The sequence below is a fragment of the Marisediminitalea aggregata genome (assembly GCF_900129565.1).
GTDB classification, from domain to species: domain Bacteria; phylum Pseudomonadota; class Gammaproteobacteria; order Enterobacterales; family Alteromonadaceae; genus Alteromonas; species Alteromonas aggregata.
Map to the genome: position 1 here is coordinate 1 of NZ_FQWD01000002.1, position 15,941 is coordinate 15,941.

Annotated in this window: 16 protein-coding genes; 10 read left to right on the plus strand and 6 right to left on the minus strand. The window is 49.4% G+C overall.

What is annotated here, in order from left to right; all coding sequences use genetic code 11:
• Nucleotides 1-135 precede the first annotated feature (135 nt).
• The 5 genes from rsxD to BUB81_RS04085 all read left to right on the plus strand — a co-directional run bounded on the left by rsxD (nucleotide 136) and on the right by BUB81_RS04085 (nucleotide 3,902).
• Nucleotides 136-1,227 (plus strand): electron transport complex subunit RsxD, encoded by a 1,092-nt coding sequence (rsxD, locus tag BUB81_RS04065; RefSeq protein ID WP_073318773.1) that lies wholly within the window; start codon nucleotides 136-138, stop codon nucleotides 1,225-1,227.
• Nucleotides 1,227-1,868 carry an electron transport complex subunit RsxG gene (gene rsxG / locus BUB81_RS04070; protein ID WP_084526215.1) on the plus strand — a complete coding sequence of 214 codons (642 nt, stop codon included), beginning with the start codon at nucleotides 1,227-1,229 and terminating at the stop codon, nucleotides 1,866-1,868. Before rsxD ends, rsxG begins: the two co-directional genes overlap by 1 nt.
• Nucleotides 1,869-2,564 carry an electron transport complex subunit E gene (locus BUB81_RS04075; RefSeq protein WP_139241502.1) on the plus strand — a complete coding sequence of 232 codons (696 nt, stop codon included), beginning with the start codon at nucleotides 1,869-1,871 and terminating at the stop codon, nucleotides 2,562-2,564. It abuts the gene before it with no gap.
• A gap of 29 nt (nucleotides 2,565-2,593) precedes the next feature.
• Nucleotides 2,594-3,310 carry an endonuclease III gene (gene nth, locus BUB81_RS04080; RefSeq protein WP_175555765.1) on the plus strand — a complete coding sequence of 239 codons (717 nt, stop codon included), beginning with the start codon at nucleotides 2,594-2,596 and terminating at the stop codon, nucleotides 3,308-3,310.
• Nucleotides 3,311-3,410: 100 nt separating this feature from the next.
• On the plus strand, nucleotides 3,411-3,902 hold the full coding sequence (locus BUB81_RS04085; RefSeq protein ID WP_073318779.1) for a TIGR00645 family protein: 492 nt from the start codon (nucleotides 3,411-3,413) through the stop codon (nucleotides 3,900-3,902).
• Nucleotides 3,903-3,970: 68 nt separating this feature from the next.
• Here BUB81_RS04085 and BUB81_RS04090 read toward each other — a convergent pair whose 3' ends face one another.
• Nucleotides 3,971-5,191, minus strand: coding sequence for an MFS transporter (locus tag BUB81_RS04090; RefSeq protein ID WP_073318782.1), 1,221 nt, complete (start codon nucleotides 5,189-5,191; stop codon nucleotides 3,971-3,973).
• 291 nt (nucleotides 5,192-5,482) lie between these two features.
• Between BUB81_RS04090 and gloA the strand changes: the two genes are divergently transcribed.
• Nucleotides 5,483-5,866: a lactoylglutathione lyase gene (gene gloA / locus BUB81_RS04095; RefSeq protein WP_073318786.1), complete on the plus strand. Its 384-nt coding sequence runs from the start codon at nucleotides 5,483-5,485 to the stop codon at nucleotides 5,864-5,866.
• A gap of 6 nt (nucleotides 5,867-5,872) precedes the next feature.
• A complete protein-coding gene (glpQ, locus tag BUB81_RS04100; protein WP_073318789.1) occupies nucleotides 5,873-6,883 on the plus strand; it encodes a glycerophosphodiester phosphodiesterase in 1,011 nt (336 codons plus the stop codon).
• Nucleotides 6,884-6,953: 70 nt separating this feature from the next.
• Here the strand turns inward: glpQ and BUB81_RS04105 are convergent, their stop codons facing one another.
• Nucleotides 6,954-7,760 carry a flagellar protein MotY gene (locus tag BUB81_RS04105; RefSeq protein ID WP_370167299.1) on the minus strand — a complete coding sequence of 269 codons (807 nt, stop codon included), beginning with the start codon at nucleotides 7,758-7,760 and terminating at the stop codon, nucleotides 6,954-6,956.
• Nucleotides 7,761-8,006: 246 nt separating this feature from the next.
• Between BUB81_RS04105 and rnt the strand changes: the two genes are divergently transcribed.
• Together rnt and BUB81_RS04115 are read left to right on the plus strand one after the other, a co-directional pair.
• Nucleotides 8,007-8,633, plus strand: coding sequence for a ribonuclease T (rnt, locus tag BUB81_RS04110; protein WP_073318795.1), 627 nt, complete (start codon nucleotides 8,007-8,009; stop codon nucleotides 8,631-8,633).
• Between the two features lie 100 nt (nucleotides 8,634-8,733).
• Entirely contained in the window at nucleotides 8,734-10,056 is a 1,323-nt protein-coding gene (locus BUB81_RS04115; RefSeq protein WP_073318798.1) for a sugar porter family MFS transporter, read from the plus strand.
• A gap of 52 nt (nucleotides 10,057-10,108) precedes the next feature.
• Here the strand turns inward: BUB81_RS04115 and BUB81_RS04120 are convergent, their stop codons facing one another.
• On the minus strand, nucleotides 10,109-10,714 hold the full coding sequence (locus BUB81_RS04120) for a peroxiredoxin (protein ID WP_073320904.1): 606 nt from the start codon (nucleotides 10,712-10,714) through the stop codon (nucleotides 10,109-10,111).
• Nucleotides 10,715-11,050: 336 nt separating this feature from the next.
• Here BUB81_RS04120 and BUB81_RS04125 point away from each other — a divergent pair, with 336 nt between their 5' ends.
• Entirely contained in the window at nucleotides 11,051-11,245 is a 195-nt protein-coding gene (locus BUB81_RS04125) for a (2Fe-2S)-binding protein (protein ID WP_073318801.1), read from the plus strand.
• Between the two features lie 36 nt (nucleotides 11,246-11,281).
• Here BUB81_RS04125 and BUB81_RS04130 read toward each other — a convergent pair whose 3' ends face one another.
• The 3 genes from BUB81_RS04130 to BUB81_RS04140 form a co-directional block, all read right to left on the minus strand.
• A complete protein-coding gene (locus BUB81_RS04130; protein ID WP_245819117.1) occupies nucleotides 11,282-14,206 on the minus strand; it encodes a TonB-dependent receptor plug domain-containing protein in 2,925 nt (974 codons plus the stop codon).
• Between the two features lie 93 nt (nucleotides 14,207-14,299).
• Nucleotides 14,300-15,352: a FecR family protein gene (locus BUB81_RS04135; protein WP_073318807.1), complete on the minus strand. Its 1,053-nt coding sequence runs from the start codon at nucleotides 15,350-15,352 to the stop codon at nucleotides 14,300-14,302.
• Between the two features lie 15 nt (nucleotides 15,353-15,367).
• Nucleotides 15,368-15,910: an RNA polymerase sigma factor gene (locus BUB81_RS04140; protein WP_073318810.1), complete on the minus strand. Its 543-nt coding sequence runs from the start codon at nucleotides 15,908-15,910 to the stop codon at nucleotides 15,368-15,370.
• Nucleotides 15,911-15,941: the final 31 nt, after the last annotated feature.

The window sequence follows — 15,941 nt, forward strand, 5'->3', positions numbered from 1 at the left end:
AGACACGGCTGATGCAGACGCCGAAGAACTGAGCCCTGAAGCTCAGCGCAAAGCAAAAATTGCCGCCGCTGTTGCTCGTGCCAAAGCCAAAAAAGCAGCACGAGAAAACAGTGAGGATCAGGAGCAAGATAACGCATGAAGTTAACCTTATCGAGTTCTCCCCACCAGCATGTCAGACGCACTACCGATCAGGTTATGCGCTGGGTCCTGTACGCAATGGTGCCTGGCATTATTGCTCAGGTCATCTTCTTTGGCTGGGGCGTCATTATCCAAATGTTATTGGCGGCAATCACAGCGCTTGTAACAGAAGCCACCATTGTCGCCCTACGTAAGCGTGAGATTGGCCAGGCCCTTGGCGACTACAGCGCCATTGTTACCGGCCTGTTGCTGGCAGTCAGCCTTCCTCCCTTTCTGCCATGGTGGATGACCGTACTGGGTACCTGGTTTGCTATCGCTATCGTAAAACAACTTTATGGCGGCTTGGGTTTTAACCTGTTTAATCCGGCAATGGCAGCCTATGTCATGCTACTTATCTCCTTTCCGGCAGCAATGAGTGGCTGGTTGCCTCCCTCTTCGCTCGCCCTACACGACATTTCGTTTGGCGACGCTGTATCAGTTATCTTTACCGGCTTCAGTCAGGCCGGGTACGACTTAACCCAGTTACGCGCCGGGGCCGATGGTTTTACTATGGCCACACCGCTGGACTACGTAAAAACCCAGTTGAGCCAGGGGTACACCTACACGGAAGCGCTCTCACACCCGTTGTTTGGACAAGGCATAACAGAAGCAGCCGGCGCTGGCTGGGGCTGGGTTGCAATAGCTTACCTTGCCGGCGGTCTCGTGCTGCTCCAGCAACGCATCATAAGCTGGCATATTCCGGTATCTCTGATTGCAGGCGTTGCAATTACCGCGACCTTTTTACAGCTCATTAATGGCGACTTGTATGGTTCGGCCCTTTTCCACTGGACCAATGGTGCGGTGCTCTTTGGCGCATTCTTTATTGCTACCGACCCGGTTTCGGCCTCGACTACACCTAAAGGGCGTTTAGTCTTTGGTGCAGCCATTGGTTTTTGGATCGTTATTATTCGCACTTTCGGCGGCTATCCGGACGCCATCGCTTTTGCTGTTGTTATCATGAATATGGCAGTACCGCTGATTGACTATTACACCCAACCAAGGGTGTATGGGCAGCGTGCTAAACAAAAGCAGCGGGAAGGAGACGCCTGATGCCAAATAGCATAATTAAAAACGGTGCCCTGCTAGCCTTATTTGCTGTGGTTACAACGGCATTAATTGCGTTTACTTTTGCCGGTACGGAACAAAAGATTGCGGAGCAAAGGGCTAAGCGTTTGCTCACTACCCTGAACGAAGTAGTGCCACCAACACTTTACAATAATCAATTAGCTCTGGACTGTTTACAGATTGATGATGCAGCCCTGGGACGAGGTTCTCATGCTATTTACCGTGCCCGGCTAGACGGTGAAAATCAGGCTTTAGCCGCTGAGTTTACGGCCCCCGATGGCTACAGTGGTAACATTCACTTAATTTTGGGTGTTAACACACAGGGCGAAGTACTGGGCGTTCGAGCACTCGACCATGCCGAAACGCCCGGACTGGGTGACAAAATCGAAATGGCAGTCAGTGACTGGATGCTTTCATTTAACGGTAAAGTCTACAAAGCAGAAGACGCCAAACGCTGGCAAGTAAAGAAAGATGGCGGGCAGTTTGACCAGTTTACCGGCGCAACCATTACGCCCCGCGCTGTCGTTGGTGCTGTGGCGAAAACACTGGCCTACCTGAACCAACAGCAAGCCACGCTGTTTAGTCAACCCGCTAACTGCCCTGCCCCGGCAGAATCTCAGGAGTAAGTGCGTATGTATCAACAACTCACACTCGAGGGCCTCTGGAAAAATAACCCTGCCTTAGTGCAGCTATTGGGCCTGTGCCCATTGCTGGCAGTCACCTCCAGCGTCATTAACGGACTTGGATTGGGGATTGCCACCACACTGGTTCTTGTAGGCTCCAACGCGACTGTGTCACTGATTCGGCACTACGTTACGTCAGCCATACGGATCCCGGTATTTGTGATGATCATTGCCGCCTTTGTTACCGTGATCCAGCTACTCATGAATGCCTACACGTATGAACTGTACCTGGCATTGGGTATCTTTATTCCGCTTATTGTGACCAATTGTGCCATTATCGGCCGTGCCGAAGCCTTTGCTTCCAAAAACCCGTTAGGCACCTCAGCTTTTGACGGCTTAATGATGGGCGTCGGTTTTACACTGGTTCTGGTCATCCTGGGAGGACTTCGCGAAGTATTGGGTAATGGCACGCTGCTTCACGGCGCTGATCGTCTGTTTGGCCCTATCGCATCAGACTGGTCCGTTACTCTGTTTAGCCCGGAGAATCCTTTCTTACTGGCAATCCTGCCGCCCGGCGCCTTTTTAGGGCTTGGCTTCCTGATTGCCGTTAAAAATATTATTGATAAAAAACTGGCCGACAAAGCAGCCGCAAACGCCCCGAAGAAAGTCGTGCGCGCGCGTGTCACTGCAGAAAGCTAGCCAGCGATAGCGTTGAACCGGTACCTTTTATGAGCAGTTCGTTGACCAAACAACAAAAAGTGCAAGCCATTATGGACATTCTGGATGAGCTTTATCCGGAAATTCCCATTCCATTGGATCACAAAGACCCTTACACACTCCTGATAGCGGTGCTGCTGTCTGCGCAATGCACCGATGAAAGGGTAAACCAGATCACCCCTAAATTGTTTGCCCGCGCCGATAACCCCTTTGACATGGTGCTCATGAGCATCGATGAAATCAAAGAGATCATCAAACCCTGCGGATTGTCACCCATGAAATCAAAAGGGATTTGGCATCTGTCTGATATGATCATCAAGCAACATGGCGGTGAAGTACCACAAGACTTTGAGGCGTTGGAAGCCATGCCCGGTGTCGGTCACAAGACCGCATCTGTGGTAATGTCCCAGGCATTTGGTGTTCCCGCCTTTCCGGTTGATACCCATATTCACCGACTTATGTATCGCTGGGGGTTGTCGAACGGTAAGAGTGTGGAGCAAACCGAGCGCGATGCAAAACGCCTGTTCCCACGAGAACGCTGGAATGACCTGCATTTGCAAATCATTTATTACGGCCGAGAGTATTGCCCTGCACGGGGTTTCTCGCTGGACAAATGCATAATTACTCGCCAATTTGGCCGCAAAAGTTTTATAAACGAAGTACTGAAAGAGCAGGAAAAAAAGCTACAGGCAAAGCAAAAGAAAGCCGTCAAAAAGCCAAAAAAATAGGCAGAGCCTGAAATAAGTACCAAAGGCGTATTGACGGATACGCCCCATTTTCTGACATATTACCCCAGTATAATCATCATTTTTTCAAGGAGAATGCAATTTGGAAGCATGGGTTGAGCGCGTTATGTATGCATCGCGATGGTTACTTGCGCCCATTTACATTGGATTAAGTCTGGCCCTGGTGGCGTTGGGTATTAAGTTCTTTCAGGAGCTCTTTCACCTGTTACCCCATGTACTGGAAATCAGCGAGGCTGACATTGTACTGGTGGTGTTGTCACTTATAGACATCGCGTTAGTGTCTGGCCTGATCATTATGGTGATGTTCACCAGCTATGAGAATTTTGTCTCGCAAATTGATTTAAAAGAAGGCACAGAAAAGCTGGCCTGGCTGGGCACACTGGACACCAGCTCACTGAAAAGCAAAGTTGCCGCTTCGATCGTCGCTATTTCGTCCATTCATTTACTCAAAGTGTTCATGAATGCCAAGAATATCGATAACGACAAACTCATGTGGTATGTGCTTATTCACCTTACCTTTGTTGTCTCGGCTTATGCCATGGGCTCGCTGGATAAAGCCAGTCGCAAGCACTAGTTCCTAATTCCTGAAACCAGCCATATGGCTGGTTTCAGTCTCATTTGTCTTTAAGACGCCGTAGACTGTTAAGAAGCAGCTGCGACACGCAAGCGTTCAACTGGCCGTTCATCTATCCACAAATGTAACAGCGCAGTAATGATAGCGATGCCGCATGCGGCCCACCACACCACGTCGTAAGAGCCGGTTACGTCAAACAGATAACCACCTAACCACACGCCGCTGAACGAACCAAGCTGATGGCTTAAAAACACGATGCCGTAAAGCAATCCCATGTAAGGCAAACCGAACATTTGCGCAACCAGACCTGACGTCGGCGGCACCGTTGCCAACCACAACAGGCCTGTAACTATCGAAAAAGCGTACACCGACGTGGCCGACATCGGGAAATACATAAATGCGGCTATCGACACAGCGCGTAACGCGTAAATCCAGGTAAGCAGCTTGGCTTTGGAATATTTCCCCGCCCAGGAACCTGACAGTAAACAACCGAATATATTAAACAGACCAATTAACGCCAGACTGGCCACTGCGACATCAGACTCAAAGCCCCGGTCACTCAAAAATGCCGGCATGTGCACGGTAATAAACGCCAGTTGAAATCCACATACAAAGAAACCTGCCACCAGCAGCCAGTAATGTGGATAAACACACGCTTCTTTCAGCGCTTCTTGCATAGATTGCTTTTTTGCCGACACATTGCCCCCTGAATCAGGCACCGATGCATCGCGTAACGGAGACGCTAACAACATCATCAGCAACGCACAGGCTGCCATGAGTAATAATGCAGTACTCCAGCCATAACCTGCGATAAACGACTGGGCAACCGGTACTACAAGCAATTGTCCGGCTGAACCCGCCGCACTGCCCAGACCTAATGCAAAAGACCGTTTCTCTGGCGAAACCATTCGCGCCATGGCGGGCAATACCACGCCGAATCCGGTGGCCGCAATCCCCATTCCCATTAACAGCCCTGCCCCTGTGTTGAGGCCCAACACAGAATCTGTCGTCGCTGTTACATAAAGACCCAGTGCGTACAGCAATGTACCAGCAACAACGGTTTTGACTGTACCGAATCGATCGGCAAACGCACCAGCAACAGGCTGGAATAATCCCCACCACAAATTTTGTAGTGCTAACGCAAAGGCAAACACTTCTCTGCCATAACCAAATTCGGCAGACACCGGTGCCATAAAGAAGCCCATCGAAGAGCGCAGACCAAAGTTCAGAGCCAACAACACACACGCAAATGCAATAGCAATGCTGAGTAATTTCTTATATTGAGACATAGTGAATCCTTCTAACTGGTCTCACAGTATCCCTTTTACTCTCAGGTAAGCAAGCCAAGTCATATGAATGTATAAAACCATCGGATGAGTTCTGTTTAAATAATCAACTCGCGTCCGATATTTAGCGCATTGTGTAAGGATCTTAGCGAAGAAGCGCTATTTTAAATCCAATTCGTGGTAACTTTACCCATGTTCATGACACACTGTTTCAACATATAAATACAAAAGAAAAGACGCTGTCATTACAGTGACATGAACACCAACCAGACTGTCTGAAAGAGGAGAATCACAATGCGAATGCTTCACACCATGTTACGCGTCAAAGATCTTGATACGTCACTGGCGTTTTACGTCGATACCATGGGCATGAAATTGCTGCGCAAAAGCGTAAACGAAGAATACGAATACACACTGGCTTTCGTGGGGTATGCCGACGAGTCAGAACAAGCCGTGCTGGAGTTAACCTATAACTGGGGCGACAACGAGTACGATATGGGTACTGCTTATGGTCACGTTGCGTTTGCAGTTGACGATATTTATGCTTTTTGCGAGCAATTGGAATCGAAAGGCGCAGATGTATATCGCAAGCCTGGGCCTGTCAAAGGTGGCAAAACGGTCATCGCGTTCGTGCGCGACCCGGACGGTTACGCCATCGAACTCATTCAACCGGAATAATTTGTTATGCGTGTAGTCCCCTTATCTTTTGTTTTATTGTTATCAACGAGCGCGATGTCGTTTGCCAGTCAGGCTTTCGATATTGTTGCTCACCGCGGCGCTTCGGGTTATCTCCCTGAACACACGCTGGAAGCTATGGCGCTTGCGCACGCTCAGGGCCCGGCCTTTATTGAACAGGATCTGGTACTCACGCGCGACAACGCACTGGTGGTATTGCACGATATTCATCTGGAAACCGTAACAGACGTCGAGCAGAAATTCCCAAATCGAGCCCGTGAAGACGGCCGTTTTTACGCCCTCGACTTTACCCTGGCAGAGCTAAAAACCCTGCAGGTCCATGAACGTGAAAACGCTGACGGTACGCCGGTATTCCCCAATCGCTACCAGGGCAAAAGCCATTTTACTGTTGCCACCTTTGAGGAACAGCTGACCTCTATTGCTGAATTGAATCGCCTCACTGGTGCCAACATCGGGTATTACCCGGAAATCAAGTCACCGGCCTGGCATCGGGCTGAGGGCTATGACATCAGCAAAATCGTGCTGGACACGCTGAGAGCGCATAACTTGGATACCCCGGACGCGAATATTTATTTGCAGTGCTTTGACTTTGAAGAAGTGAAGCGTATCCGTAACGAATTGGGGGCCAAAGTGAATATGGTGCAACTGATTGCGGATAATGACTGGGGTGAGTCCCCCACCAATTACGCAATGCTAAAAACACCAGCGGGCATGCGAGAGGCTGCGCAATATGTGCAAGGCATTGGCCCCTGGCTAGGTCACGTCACGCAATCCACTAACCCACCTTCATTTGAATTGGCGGACTGGGTGCAAACAGCGCAAGCTGAAGGTCTGCAAATTCACCCATATACATTCAGGCTCGACGCTTTACCGCCGGGTATTACCGCAGAGCAATTGCTTCAGCTTATTGTGGGTAAATGGAAATTTGATGGCGTATTTACCGATCAGGTGCCGCCGGTAAAAGCCTTTATTGAGCACATTGAACAAACAGCACACTAGGCGTGTTGTGTATTGAATAGCAAAACGGCCGCATCATGATGCGGCCGTTTTCGTTCAAATCAGTTTAAATCTATGACTTCGCCAGCCTGACGACTACGCGACGGTTAGCCGCTCGGGAATGACTGGTAGTATTCGGTGAGATATGGCGCTTCTCACCGTGACCAGTTAATTCGATGCGATCCGGATTGACGCCTAGGTCTGTCAGATAACTTTTTACCTCATTGGCGCGACGCACGGAAAGCTGCTGGTTGTTCCACGAACCGCCGTAGCTGTCGGTATAGCCGTCTAACAACACCAACTCCAGGTCGTTGTCTTCTCGCAGGTAATCGCCAATCATGGCCAGACGTTTCTTAGAGTATTTAGACAGCTCGACGCTGTTTTTCTCGTAACTCAACACCGTATAGCTGATATCTTCAAAACTGTAAGGCAACAGGTTTGACACACAGCTTACAAATTCCTGATACACCGGCATGAAATTACTGGCATTCAGGCCAACCGCTACCTTGTCTGCGGGGTTGTACCAATCCTGATAGTAAATGGTTGGCCAGAAACCTTTTTCGAGTTCACTGAGCATGGTCCAGGCGGTGTCTTCCGGCAAATCGCCATCGTACTGAGTGCGAATGGTCATATCCGCTATCTGACGGGCGCGCTGTCCTGGCATCCAGGCCGGCGGCACTGAATACACAGCAGCAGTATCAAAACGTTTCGGCAAGCGTTGCATATCCAGCACAAACTCCATGTTGAGCTGCTTTGATGCGACACTGGTAAACTGAGCCTCACCGTAACCCGGCAACGCATGCGACAGCGTGCAGCTTAACCTTGATGGTTCGCTGACCTGCCAATCCGACGATTCTACCGTGGCGTGATACTGACGCATGGCGCCGTTAGCAGCGCATGTTGTCAGACCCAATGCCAACACAATTGAACTATGCAAAATGGATTTAACCATACTAGCCTCTGAATATGCCTCGTTAACTTATCGACAATTGCCGAGAAAAGTTTAGTTCCAGGTAGATACTCTTGCCTAATGTTGACATAATTTGCCCCTGAATGAGAACTGACTTTACGTTTAATTCGCGACTTCCGCGTTATTCGATTCGTCCACAACGTTTTTTTGAGTGATATGTCCGACACCAAACCTCAGCTTGCACACCGTTTCAGAGGCTACTTTCCCGTTATTATCGACGTTGAAACCGCCGGCTTTAACGCTAATACCGATGCCTTGTTAGAAATTGCCGCCGTAACCCTTCATATGGACGAAGAAGGTATGCTGCACCCGGATCAGACGTATCACGCCCATGTTACGCCGTTTGAAGGCGCGAACCTCGAGCCAGCCGCGCTGGAATTTAATGGCATTGATCCGAACTGCGCATTGCGCGGTGCCATCGACGAAGATGAAGCCATGAAAGAGCTGTGTAAAACGATTCGGAAACAACAAAAGGCCGCAGAATGCCAACGTTCTGTCATCGTTGCGCATAATGCTACTTTTGATCAAGGCTTCGTTAATGCTGCCATTGAGCGTTGCAACATCAAACGCACGCCGTTTCACCCTTTTGTTTCTTTCGATACCACAACCCTGTCAGGTCTGGCGGTCGGTCAAACCGTGCTGGTAAAAGCCTGCCAGGCTGCGGGAATTGCCTTCGATCAGAAAGAAGCCCATTCCGCGTTGTACGATGCACAGAAAACTGCCGAGCTGTTTTGCTACATCGTCAATCGGTATGCCTCGTTAGGCGGATGGCCGCTTCCTTAGCAGACCATCTCTCCCCACTTCGTTAAATAATTGTAAAAAAGCATTGTAACTTCGTCGTTGAGTTGTACACTTAACAAACTTAAACGATTAAGATCCTATTATGCTGAACAATAAATTACTGCTTTGGAGTATTACCGTCGCCTGTGCCGGGTTCTTATTTGGCTTTGATACAGCTGTAATATCCGGAGCAGATCAACCCATCCAAGCCTTGTGGCAAACCTCTGATCTGACCCATGGTTTGTTTATCATGTCATCGGCCCTATGGGGCACAGTACTGGGGGCATTAGGCGCTAACATTCCCTGTGACCGGTTTGGCCGCAAAACCACACTGATTGCTATTGGGGTGCTATATCTGCTGTCTGCATTGGGTTCAGCGCTGGCAACAGATCCTGTTACTTTCAGTGTAATGCGCTTTATTGGCGGTATCGGCGTCGGTGTCTCCTCGATAGCGGTGCCCGCCTACATTGCTGAAATAGCACCAGCGGCTCAGCGTGGTCGACTGGTTGCGCTTTACCAGTTCCAAATTGTGTTTGGCATATTAATCGCGTTTTTATCGAACTATCTGCTGGCAGATACATTTCTGCTCAGTTGGCGCTGGATGCTGGGCATAGAAGCCCTTCCTGCAGCTATCTACCTGCTGTTGGTTTTCTTTGTACCAGAAAGTCCCCGGTGGCTGCTGCTACACAAACAGGATCACCAGGCAGCCAGTCAGATTCTGCATGCTGTAGGGGAACCTTCGCCGCAACACCTGATAACCCAAATTGAAAGTGAACATCAGCAACGCGCTAGCGAGAACCTGTTCAGTCATGCGTATCGCTGGCCAATACTGCTGGCGTTTTTACTGGCTTTCTTTAACCAGCTCTCGGGTATTAACTTTGTGATTTACTTTGCCCCACGCATCTTCAGTCTGGCGGGGCTGGACAGCAGTGCCGCGTTGTTGTCGAGTGCGGGCATTGGCCTGGTCAACCTGTTATTTACCGTGTTGGGGATGGTGCTTATTGACAAGGCTGGCCGTAAAACCCTGCTCGTCATAGGTTCAATAGGCTACATTCTGTCTTTAGCCGCACTCACGATAGCGTTTCAGTTGTCGTTAGCGGGTAATTTAGTGGTTGCCTTTATATTCATGTTTATCGCGTCACACGCGGTGGGCCAGGGTGCGGTGATCTGGGTGTTTATTTCTGAAATATTCCCCAACTCGGTGCGCACCAAGGGGCAAAGCCTGGGCTGCGGTACCCATTGGGTTCTGGCGGCTTTGATTACGCTTGTGATGCCAGCTGTGTTAGGCAGCTTTACGCCCACTGTCATCTTTGGCTTCTTTACCGTGATGATGGTCCTGCAGCTAATATGCGTGCTGTGGTTGTTTCCTGAAACCCGTGGCAAATCCATTGAGGAACTGGGTATGTCACTCTCAGACAGCCGCTAACACCAACGAAAAAGGCGCCAACCGGCGCCTTTCACTTAAATATCGTTCAAGCTTAGAGCTCTTCTGATTTTTCAGCCAGGTACTTAGCAACACCTTCAGGGCTCGCGTCCATACCAGATTTTCCTTCAGTCCAGCCAGCCGGACATACTTCACCGTGCTCTTCGTGGAACGCCAGTGCGTCAACCATGCGCAGCATTTCGTCGATATTACGGCCCAGAGGCAGATCGTTAACTACCTGGTGACGTACCTGACCAGCTTCGTCGATCAGGAATGAGCCACGGAACGCTACACCTGCTTCAGGGTGCTCTACGTCATAGGCCTGGCAGATTTCGTGCTTCACGTCTGCAACCAGAGTGTACTTAACCGGACCAATACCGCCTTGGTTAACCGGCGTATTACGCCATGCATTGTGAGAGAACTGAGAATCGATAGACACACCAATCACTTCCACACCGCGCTTGGCAAACTCGTCATAACGTTTGTCGAAAGCGATCAGCTCTGAAGGACATACAAAGGTAAAGTCTAATGGATAAAAGAAAACAACGGCTTTTTTACCCTTAATGGCTTCGCTTAAAGAAAAGCTATCAACAATTTCACCGCTACCTAGCACTGCAGCAGCAGTAAAGTCCGGGGCCGGACGGCCTACCAGTACGCTCATAATTTGCTCCACTTGTGTTTGTGATTATTCCTAATGGCAGTATTGCCATGGGCGCTGACACTGTTGTACCAGCCATGTCTATTATTGGTGCGCTTTTTTATAAAACAACAGCATCTGATTAAAACTTTCAAATAATCCGACCAGTTTTTTTGTGATTGATGACGCATAAAAGCAAATCCGGGTTTTCCCCTATGGCATTTGCCTAGGGGCTGTTCAAAAATCACTACAGCCTGATAAAAGCACATAGCTAACTTTTGGCTAAATTTGCGGAAAAGCATTTGCAAAGATAACAAATAACAATTATTATCATTTGCAACACTAGTTAGAGGTTTTTTTATGTACGTGTGTATGTGCTACGGCATTACCGATACTGCTATTAAACGCGCTGTCACTGAAGACGGTGTGGGCAACATGCGTCAGTTAAAAGAGCAACTGCAAGTGGGTTCACAATGCGGGCGTTGTATCCAAATGGCCCAGCAAATAATTGATTCTACTATCATCGACGAGTCTTTATTCAAAGACGTGGGCTAGTACCCGCCCCGGTAGTACTGCGCTTTACAATCACAGTTACCACTTGGCATTGATTGCCGCAAAATAATAGCTTCCGTCAATGCCACCCGGACTGGTTGAAGGATATTTCGCGCCTGCAACAAACTGATAAGGGTTGATATCGGGTTGGGTGTTAAACAGGTTATTTACCCCAAACGTCACCCCCCACACCGGGGTAAAGGCATATTGCCAGCGCGCATCCAGCGTGAAACGCCCGCCTGACTCTATATCCAATCCTGCAGCAGCATCGAGATGATCTTCATAGAAGCTGCCGTAGTAGTTGAGCCGCCAACTTAATTCATTCGGTCCGAATTGCTGATTCAACGTCACATTCGCACGCCAGGCTGGTAAGTTATCTTCCAGCATTCGAATGCGTTGACGCGTCAGATTAGTATCCTCGCTGGCACCGGTGTCATTCAAGGTAACTCGGGTAACCTGCGTATCCGTCCAGTTCACACTGGCCAGCAGATCGTTCTGCCAGTCACCAGACGCAAAACGCCAGTGGAAAATAAGATCCATGCCCCGGGTCAGGGTGTCAAAATCATTGGTGAAATACTTGGCGCTGCGATAGGTTTCGGCTTCTTTGAAACCCTGTGCCAACAGCAAATCAATAGTATCCTCAGACAGCGGAATCGCAGAGGTTGTGCTAATCCGGTCAGACAATCGAATCTGGTAAAAATCCAAAGTCAGTTGGGCGACAGATTTTACTTTTGCTACCAGACCGACACTGATGTTAGTTGACTCTTCTGGGGCCAGTGCCGATGCACCCAATTGCTTCGCTACCGGATTAGAGGGCGGCAATGTCACCTGGTCTTCTAACCCGTTCAAGCCGAACTTGGTACTAATATTAATGATATTGCTCTGGCCAACTGTTGGCGCTTTGTACCCCGTACTCACTGAGCTACGCAGAGCCATCGACGAGGTAAATTGCCAGCGCGCACTGAATTTTCCATCCAGGTGGGTACCGAAATCCGAAAAATCTTCAGCACGAATGGCTGCGCCAAACAGCCATTCAGCCGAAAAGGGAATAGACGCATCAACGTACACAGCACGATTACTTCGCTGCCATTGACCGGATGTTTCCGGGCGATATCCCGGAAAGCCATTGGCGCCTACCGAAAACCCTGAATGAACACCCGTCACATTCTGCGCAAAGGGACCTACTACGTATGACGCTTCCTCACCTTTAACCTGTTTGTACAACTCGCTTCGCCATTCAATGCCCATGGCCAGCGTAACTGGCTGAAACATCTGTGCATCCACTTCTTTCACCAGATCCACGCTGGCGTTTTTCTCCAACTGCGCAGCGCCACCGGGGTTAAAGGAAGTAGGCGAATCCGGCCCTAAAGAGGGATTGACCGTATTGTCGATATAATACTGAATTCCCGAATACCCCACTCCGGCACTGACATCGAAAAACCAATCATTGCCCAGGTCACCACGTACGCCTGTGTACCAACTGCCGTCTTTCACCTTGCCACCGAAACGGGGAGTAAACCCGCCGGGGAACCATTCGTTGAAGGCAAAACAATTGCGCCCAACATCGCTAGAGGGGTCATTTATTTGCAGAAAAGCCGGGTTGGTCAGTACGTTTTCATTACCGAGTGTAATAACGGGGCACGCTATCCCCTGCCCTAAGCCATCCAAATCTGCAATTAGCAGTTGCCGGGGGCCGGTTGTATTATCGGTTACAAACACCCCCTGGCGGGTTTGCGGATTGCGGAAATAAAACTCCCCTTCCATTTCCCGTAGTGTACCTAACGCGAAGCTATACCATTCAGTGCCATTCGATAAAGGAACCGCAGTATTTACAGCTAACTTCAAATCACTGTCCATATCGGCACTGCCCCACTGTTGAGCAGGGTTTGCAATAAATGAATTCCCAGCCTCTATGAGACTTTGAGCGTCACTTCGCTGCACACTTCTTGAGGTTGGTTGTTGCTGTTGAAATTCGGTACTGATATGTAAAAAGCCGCCGCCTTCAAATCCCATACCCTGGCTGTATTGCACGCCAATCATCTCACCGTCACCCGCGCTGTGCTGACCAATGGTCAGGGTAAATGAGCCGCTCTCCGGGGCACTCTTCAACTTAAAATTCATAACACCGGCGATGGCGTCTGAACCATATTGAGCTGCAGCGCCATCTCGTAGTACTTCCACCTGCTCAATGGCACTCACGGGTAACACGGAAATATCCGGTCCTTGCGCACCGTCGGACAATCCACCGCCGAGAAACGTGATCACCGCTGAGCGATGCCGACGTTTGCCGTTTAACAAGGTTAAAGTATGGTCCGATGCGAGACCACGCAAATTGGCAGGGCGCACCAGCATGGCGGCATCGTTGGTTGTTTGAGCATTAACGTTTAGCGAAGGTACCGTCTGCGTCAGGGCATCCAGCATATTCTGGCTACCCTGAAAAAACGGCTGATCCAGGGCAATAATATCCAGTGGCACTGCTGAGTCGTATGCGCCGCGTGCCGATGCCCGGGTGCCAAGTACCGAGATCCGCTCAAATTGTGGCAACGTTTCTTCTGTTGCCGCTAAGCGAACCGCGTCAGGTAGTTCATCGTTATTGGATGGCGGCGGTAATGCTTGTCGCTGAACAATAGTAAGGAAGCCGTTTTCATCCGTATTGATTGCCAGTGGCGTGTTAACAAGCAAATGTTGTAACACCTCTTCGAGCGTATAAACCCCCTCTACGCCGGGCAGTGCGACCTGTTGAGCAAGTTCAAAAGGAAATAACAGTGTGGTTTTAGCCTGGGTGGCAACCTCAATGAGCGTTTTGTCAGCCGTTTGAGGGTGTATCGAAAAGTGATATCGCTGCGCTGTTAGCTGGCTATTTGCGTGTTCTGTTGACTGGGCATGCACAGATGCTGGCGTGGCGAGGCCGCCTGAAGCCAGTAACAGAATGAGAGAAGCGTTTGTCCAATGCCTAACGTACAATGAAAAATAAAAATGCCGCGTAAAATTCCGCTAATATTTACATAAACTCAACCGCAGTGCACCCATTCTCTGTAAATAGCTGTTTGTATGCAGTTAAATCGAGCTATCTGCCCGGTGTAAATGGATATTTTGCTCGGCGTCCTGATAAGACTGAATGTCAAAACTGTTTTCCAGTGCCGCTAATAAGCCATTGATGTCGCCCACGCGGAAGTAGCCAGCAATACGGGTATCAATAATGCGATCGTCATCAATCACAAATTTCACCTGGGTGTACCGGCTGATTTCATCCAGCGCTTTGTTAAGCTGTTGACCGGTAAAAACGATCTGTCCGTCTTGCCAGGCCAGACTCTGGGCAATTTCTGACTGGGTTAAAGCCGTTCTGGCTGACACGCTCTCTTTCACCAGCGCCTGTTCACCAGCAAACACCATCACACCTTCCAGCTCAATAGGTAGTGGCGCCCGATTGCGTTCTGCTGTTGTAGTGCTGTCAGAGACCGATTGTTGCGATACACGGACTTTTCCTTCGGTCACCACCAATTCAAACGCATTGTCCCGGGTGAATTCCATATTGAAAGCGGTACCTACCGCTGTAACCGCATTCTCGCCCGCGAACACGGTAAAAGGTCTGGCCGGGTCGTGGGCAACGTCAAAATGCGCTTCCCCTTTCAGTAACTCAATTTGTCTGAAACCCGGATAAAAATTAACACGGATTTGTGTATCCGTATTCAGAAATACTTTGGAGCCGTCGGCCAATAGCACCGTTTTTTGCTCACCGATCTCGGTTGCTGATTCTTGTGTAACGCTGGCAACGGTTTCAGTAGGCTCGATAGCAGACAACATGTTCCAGCTCAGCGCGCCGGTGACAGAGACTGCGAGCACCGCAGCGGCCGCCAGCCACTTGTTAACACGTCGGGGTGTTTTGTGAGGTTGATAGGTCACCAGTCCTTGTAAGGCGTGCATTACGCTCATATCGTCCCAAAGACGGGCCATTTCGAACAGCATTTTCTGATGCGACGGATTGGCCGCCATCCACTCTTGAAGCGCAGCGCTTTCTTCCGCTGACAGACCGCGGTCGATGGCCGCTATCCACTCACAGGCTTTAGCCTGAATGGTTTCTTTGCTGTTGAATTGACTAACGTTATTCATGACTACTGCTCTGCTCTACCCCAGATTAGACTGGCTTTCGTCCCTGTTATGGGGTTGCTGCTGCCGCGCTAAAAACTGTGCACACTGCATCAAACCTTTAGCGACATGCTTTTCAACAGTGCTTTCACTGATTTGCAAAAGCTCTGCAATGTCCCTCTGGCTCATATCGTACACTTTCTTTAACAAAAATACGCGTTTTACTTCAGCTGACAGGTTTTCAGTAGCCTGACAAAAATGAATAAATCGCTGTTTGCTCTCAACCTGCCGCTCAATCATTTCGTCACTAAAGTCGGTAGCAAGTACATCCATATTCTCAATTTGATCATTGAGCTGATGTGCTGCTCGGTTGACGTGATTCAGCGCCAGATTCCGCACTGTTCTGAGCATGTAAGTGCGTTCGTATTGTATCTCTTGCTTTAATTCTGCTTCGTAACTTTTTACAAAAGCATCCTGCACAATGTCTTCTATATCGTTAGCATCCACAATTGAGCTTATCGCGCGCATCAGTTTGCTGCGATATTTCATGTAAGTGGAGGCGATCTTCGATTTTTCGCTCATTGCCAGGTCTTATAAACTCGTTTTTACTGCT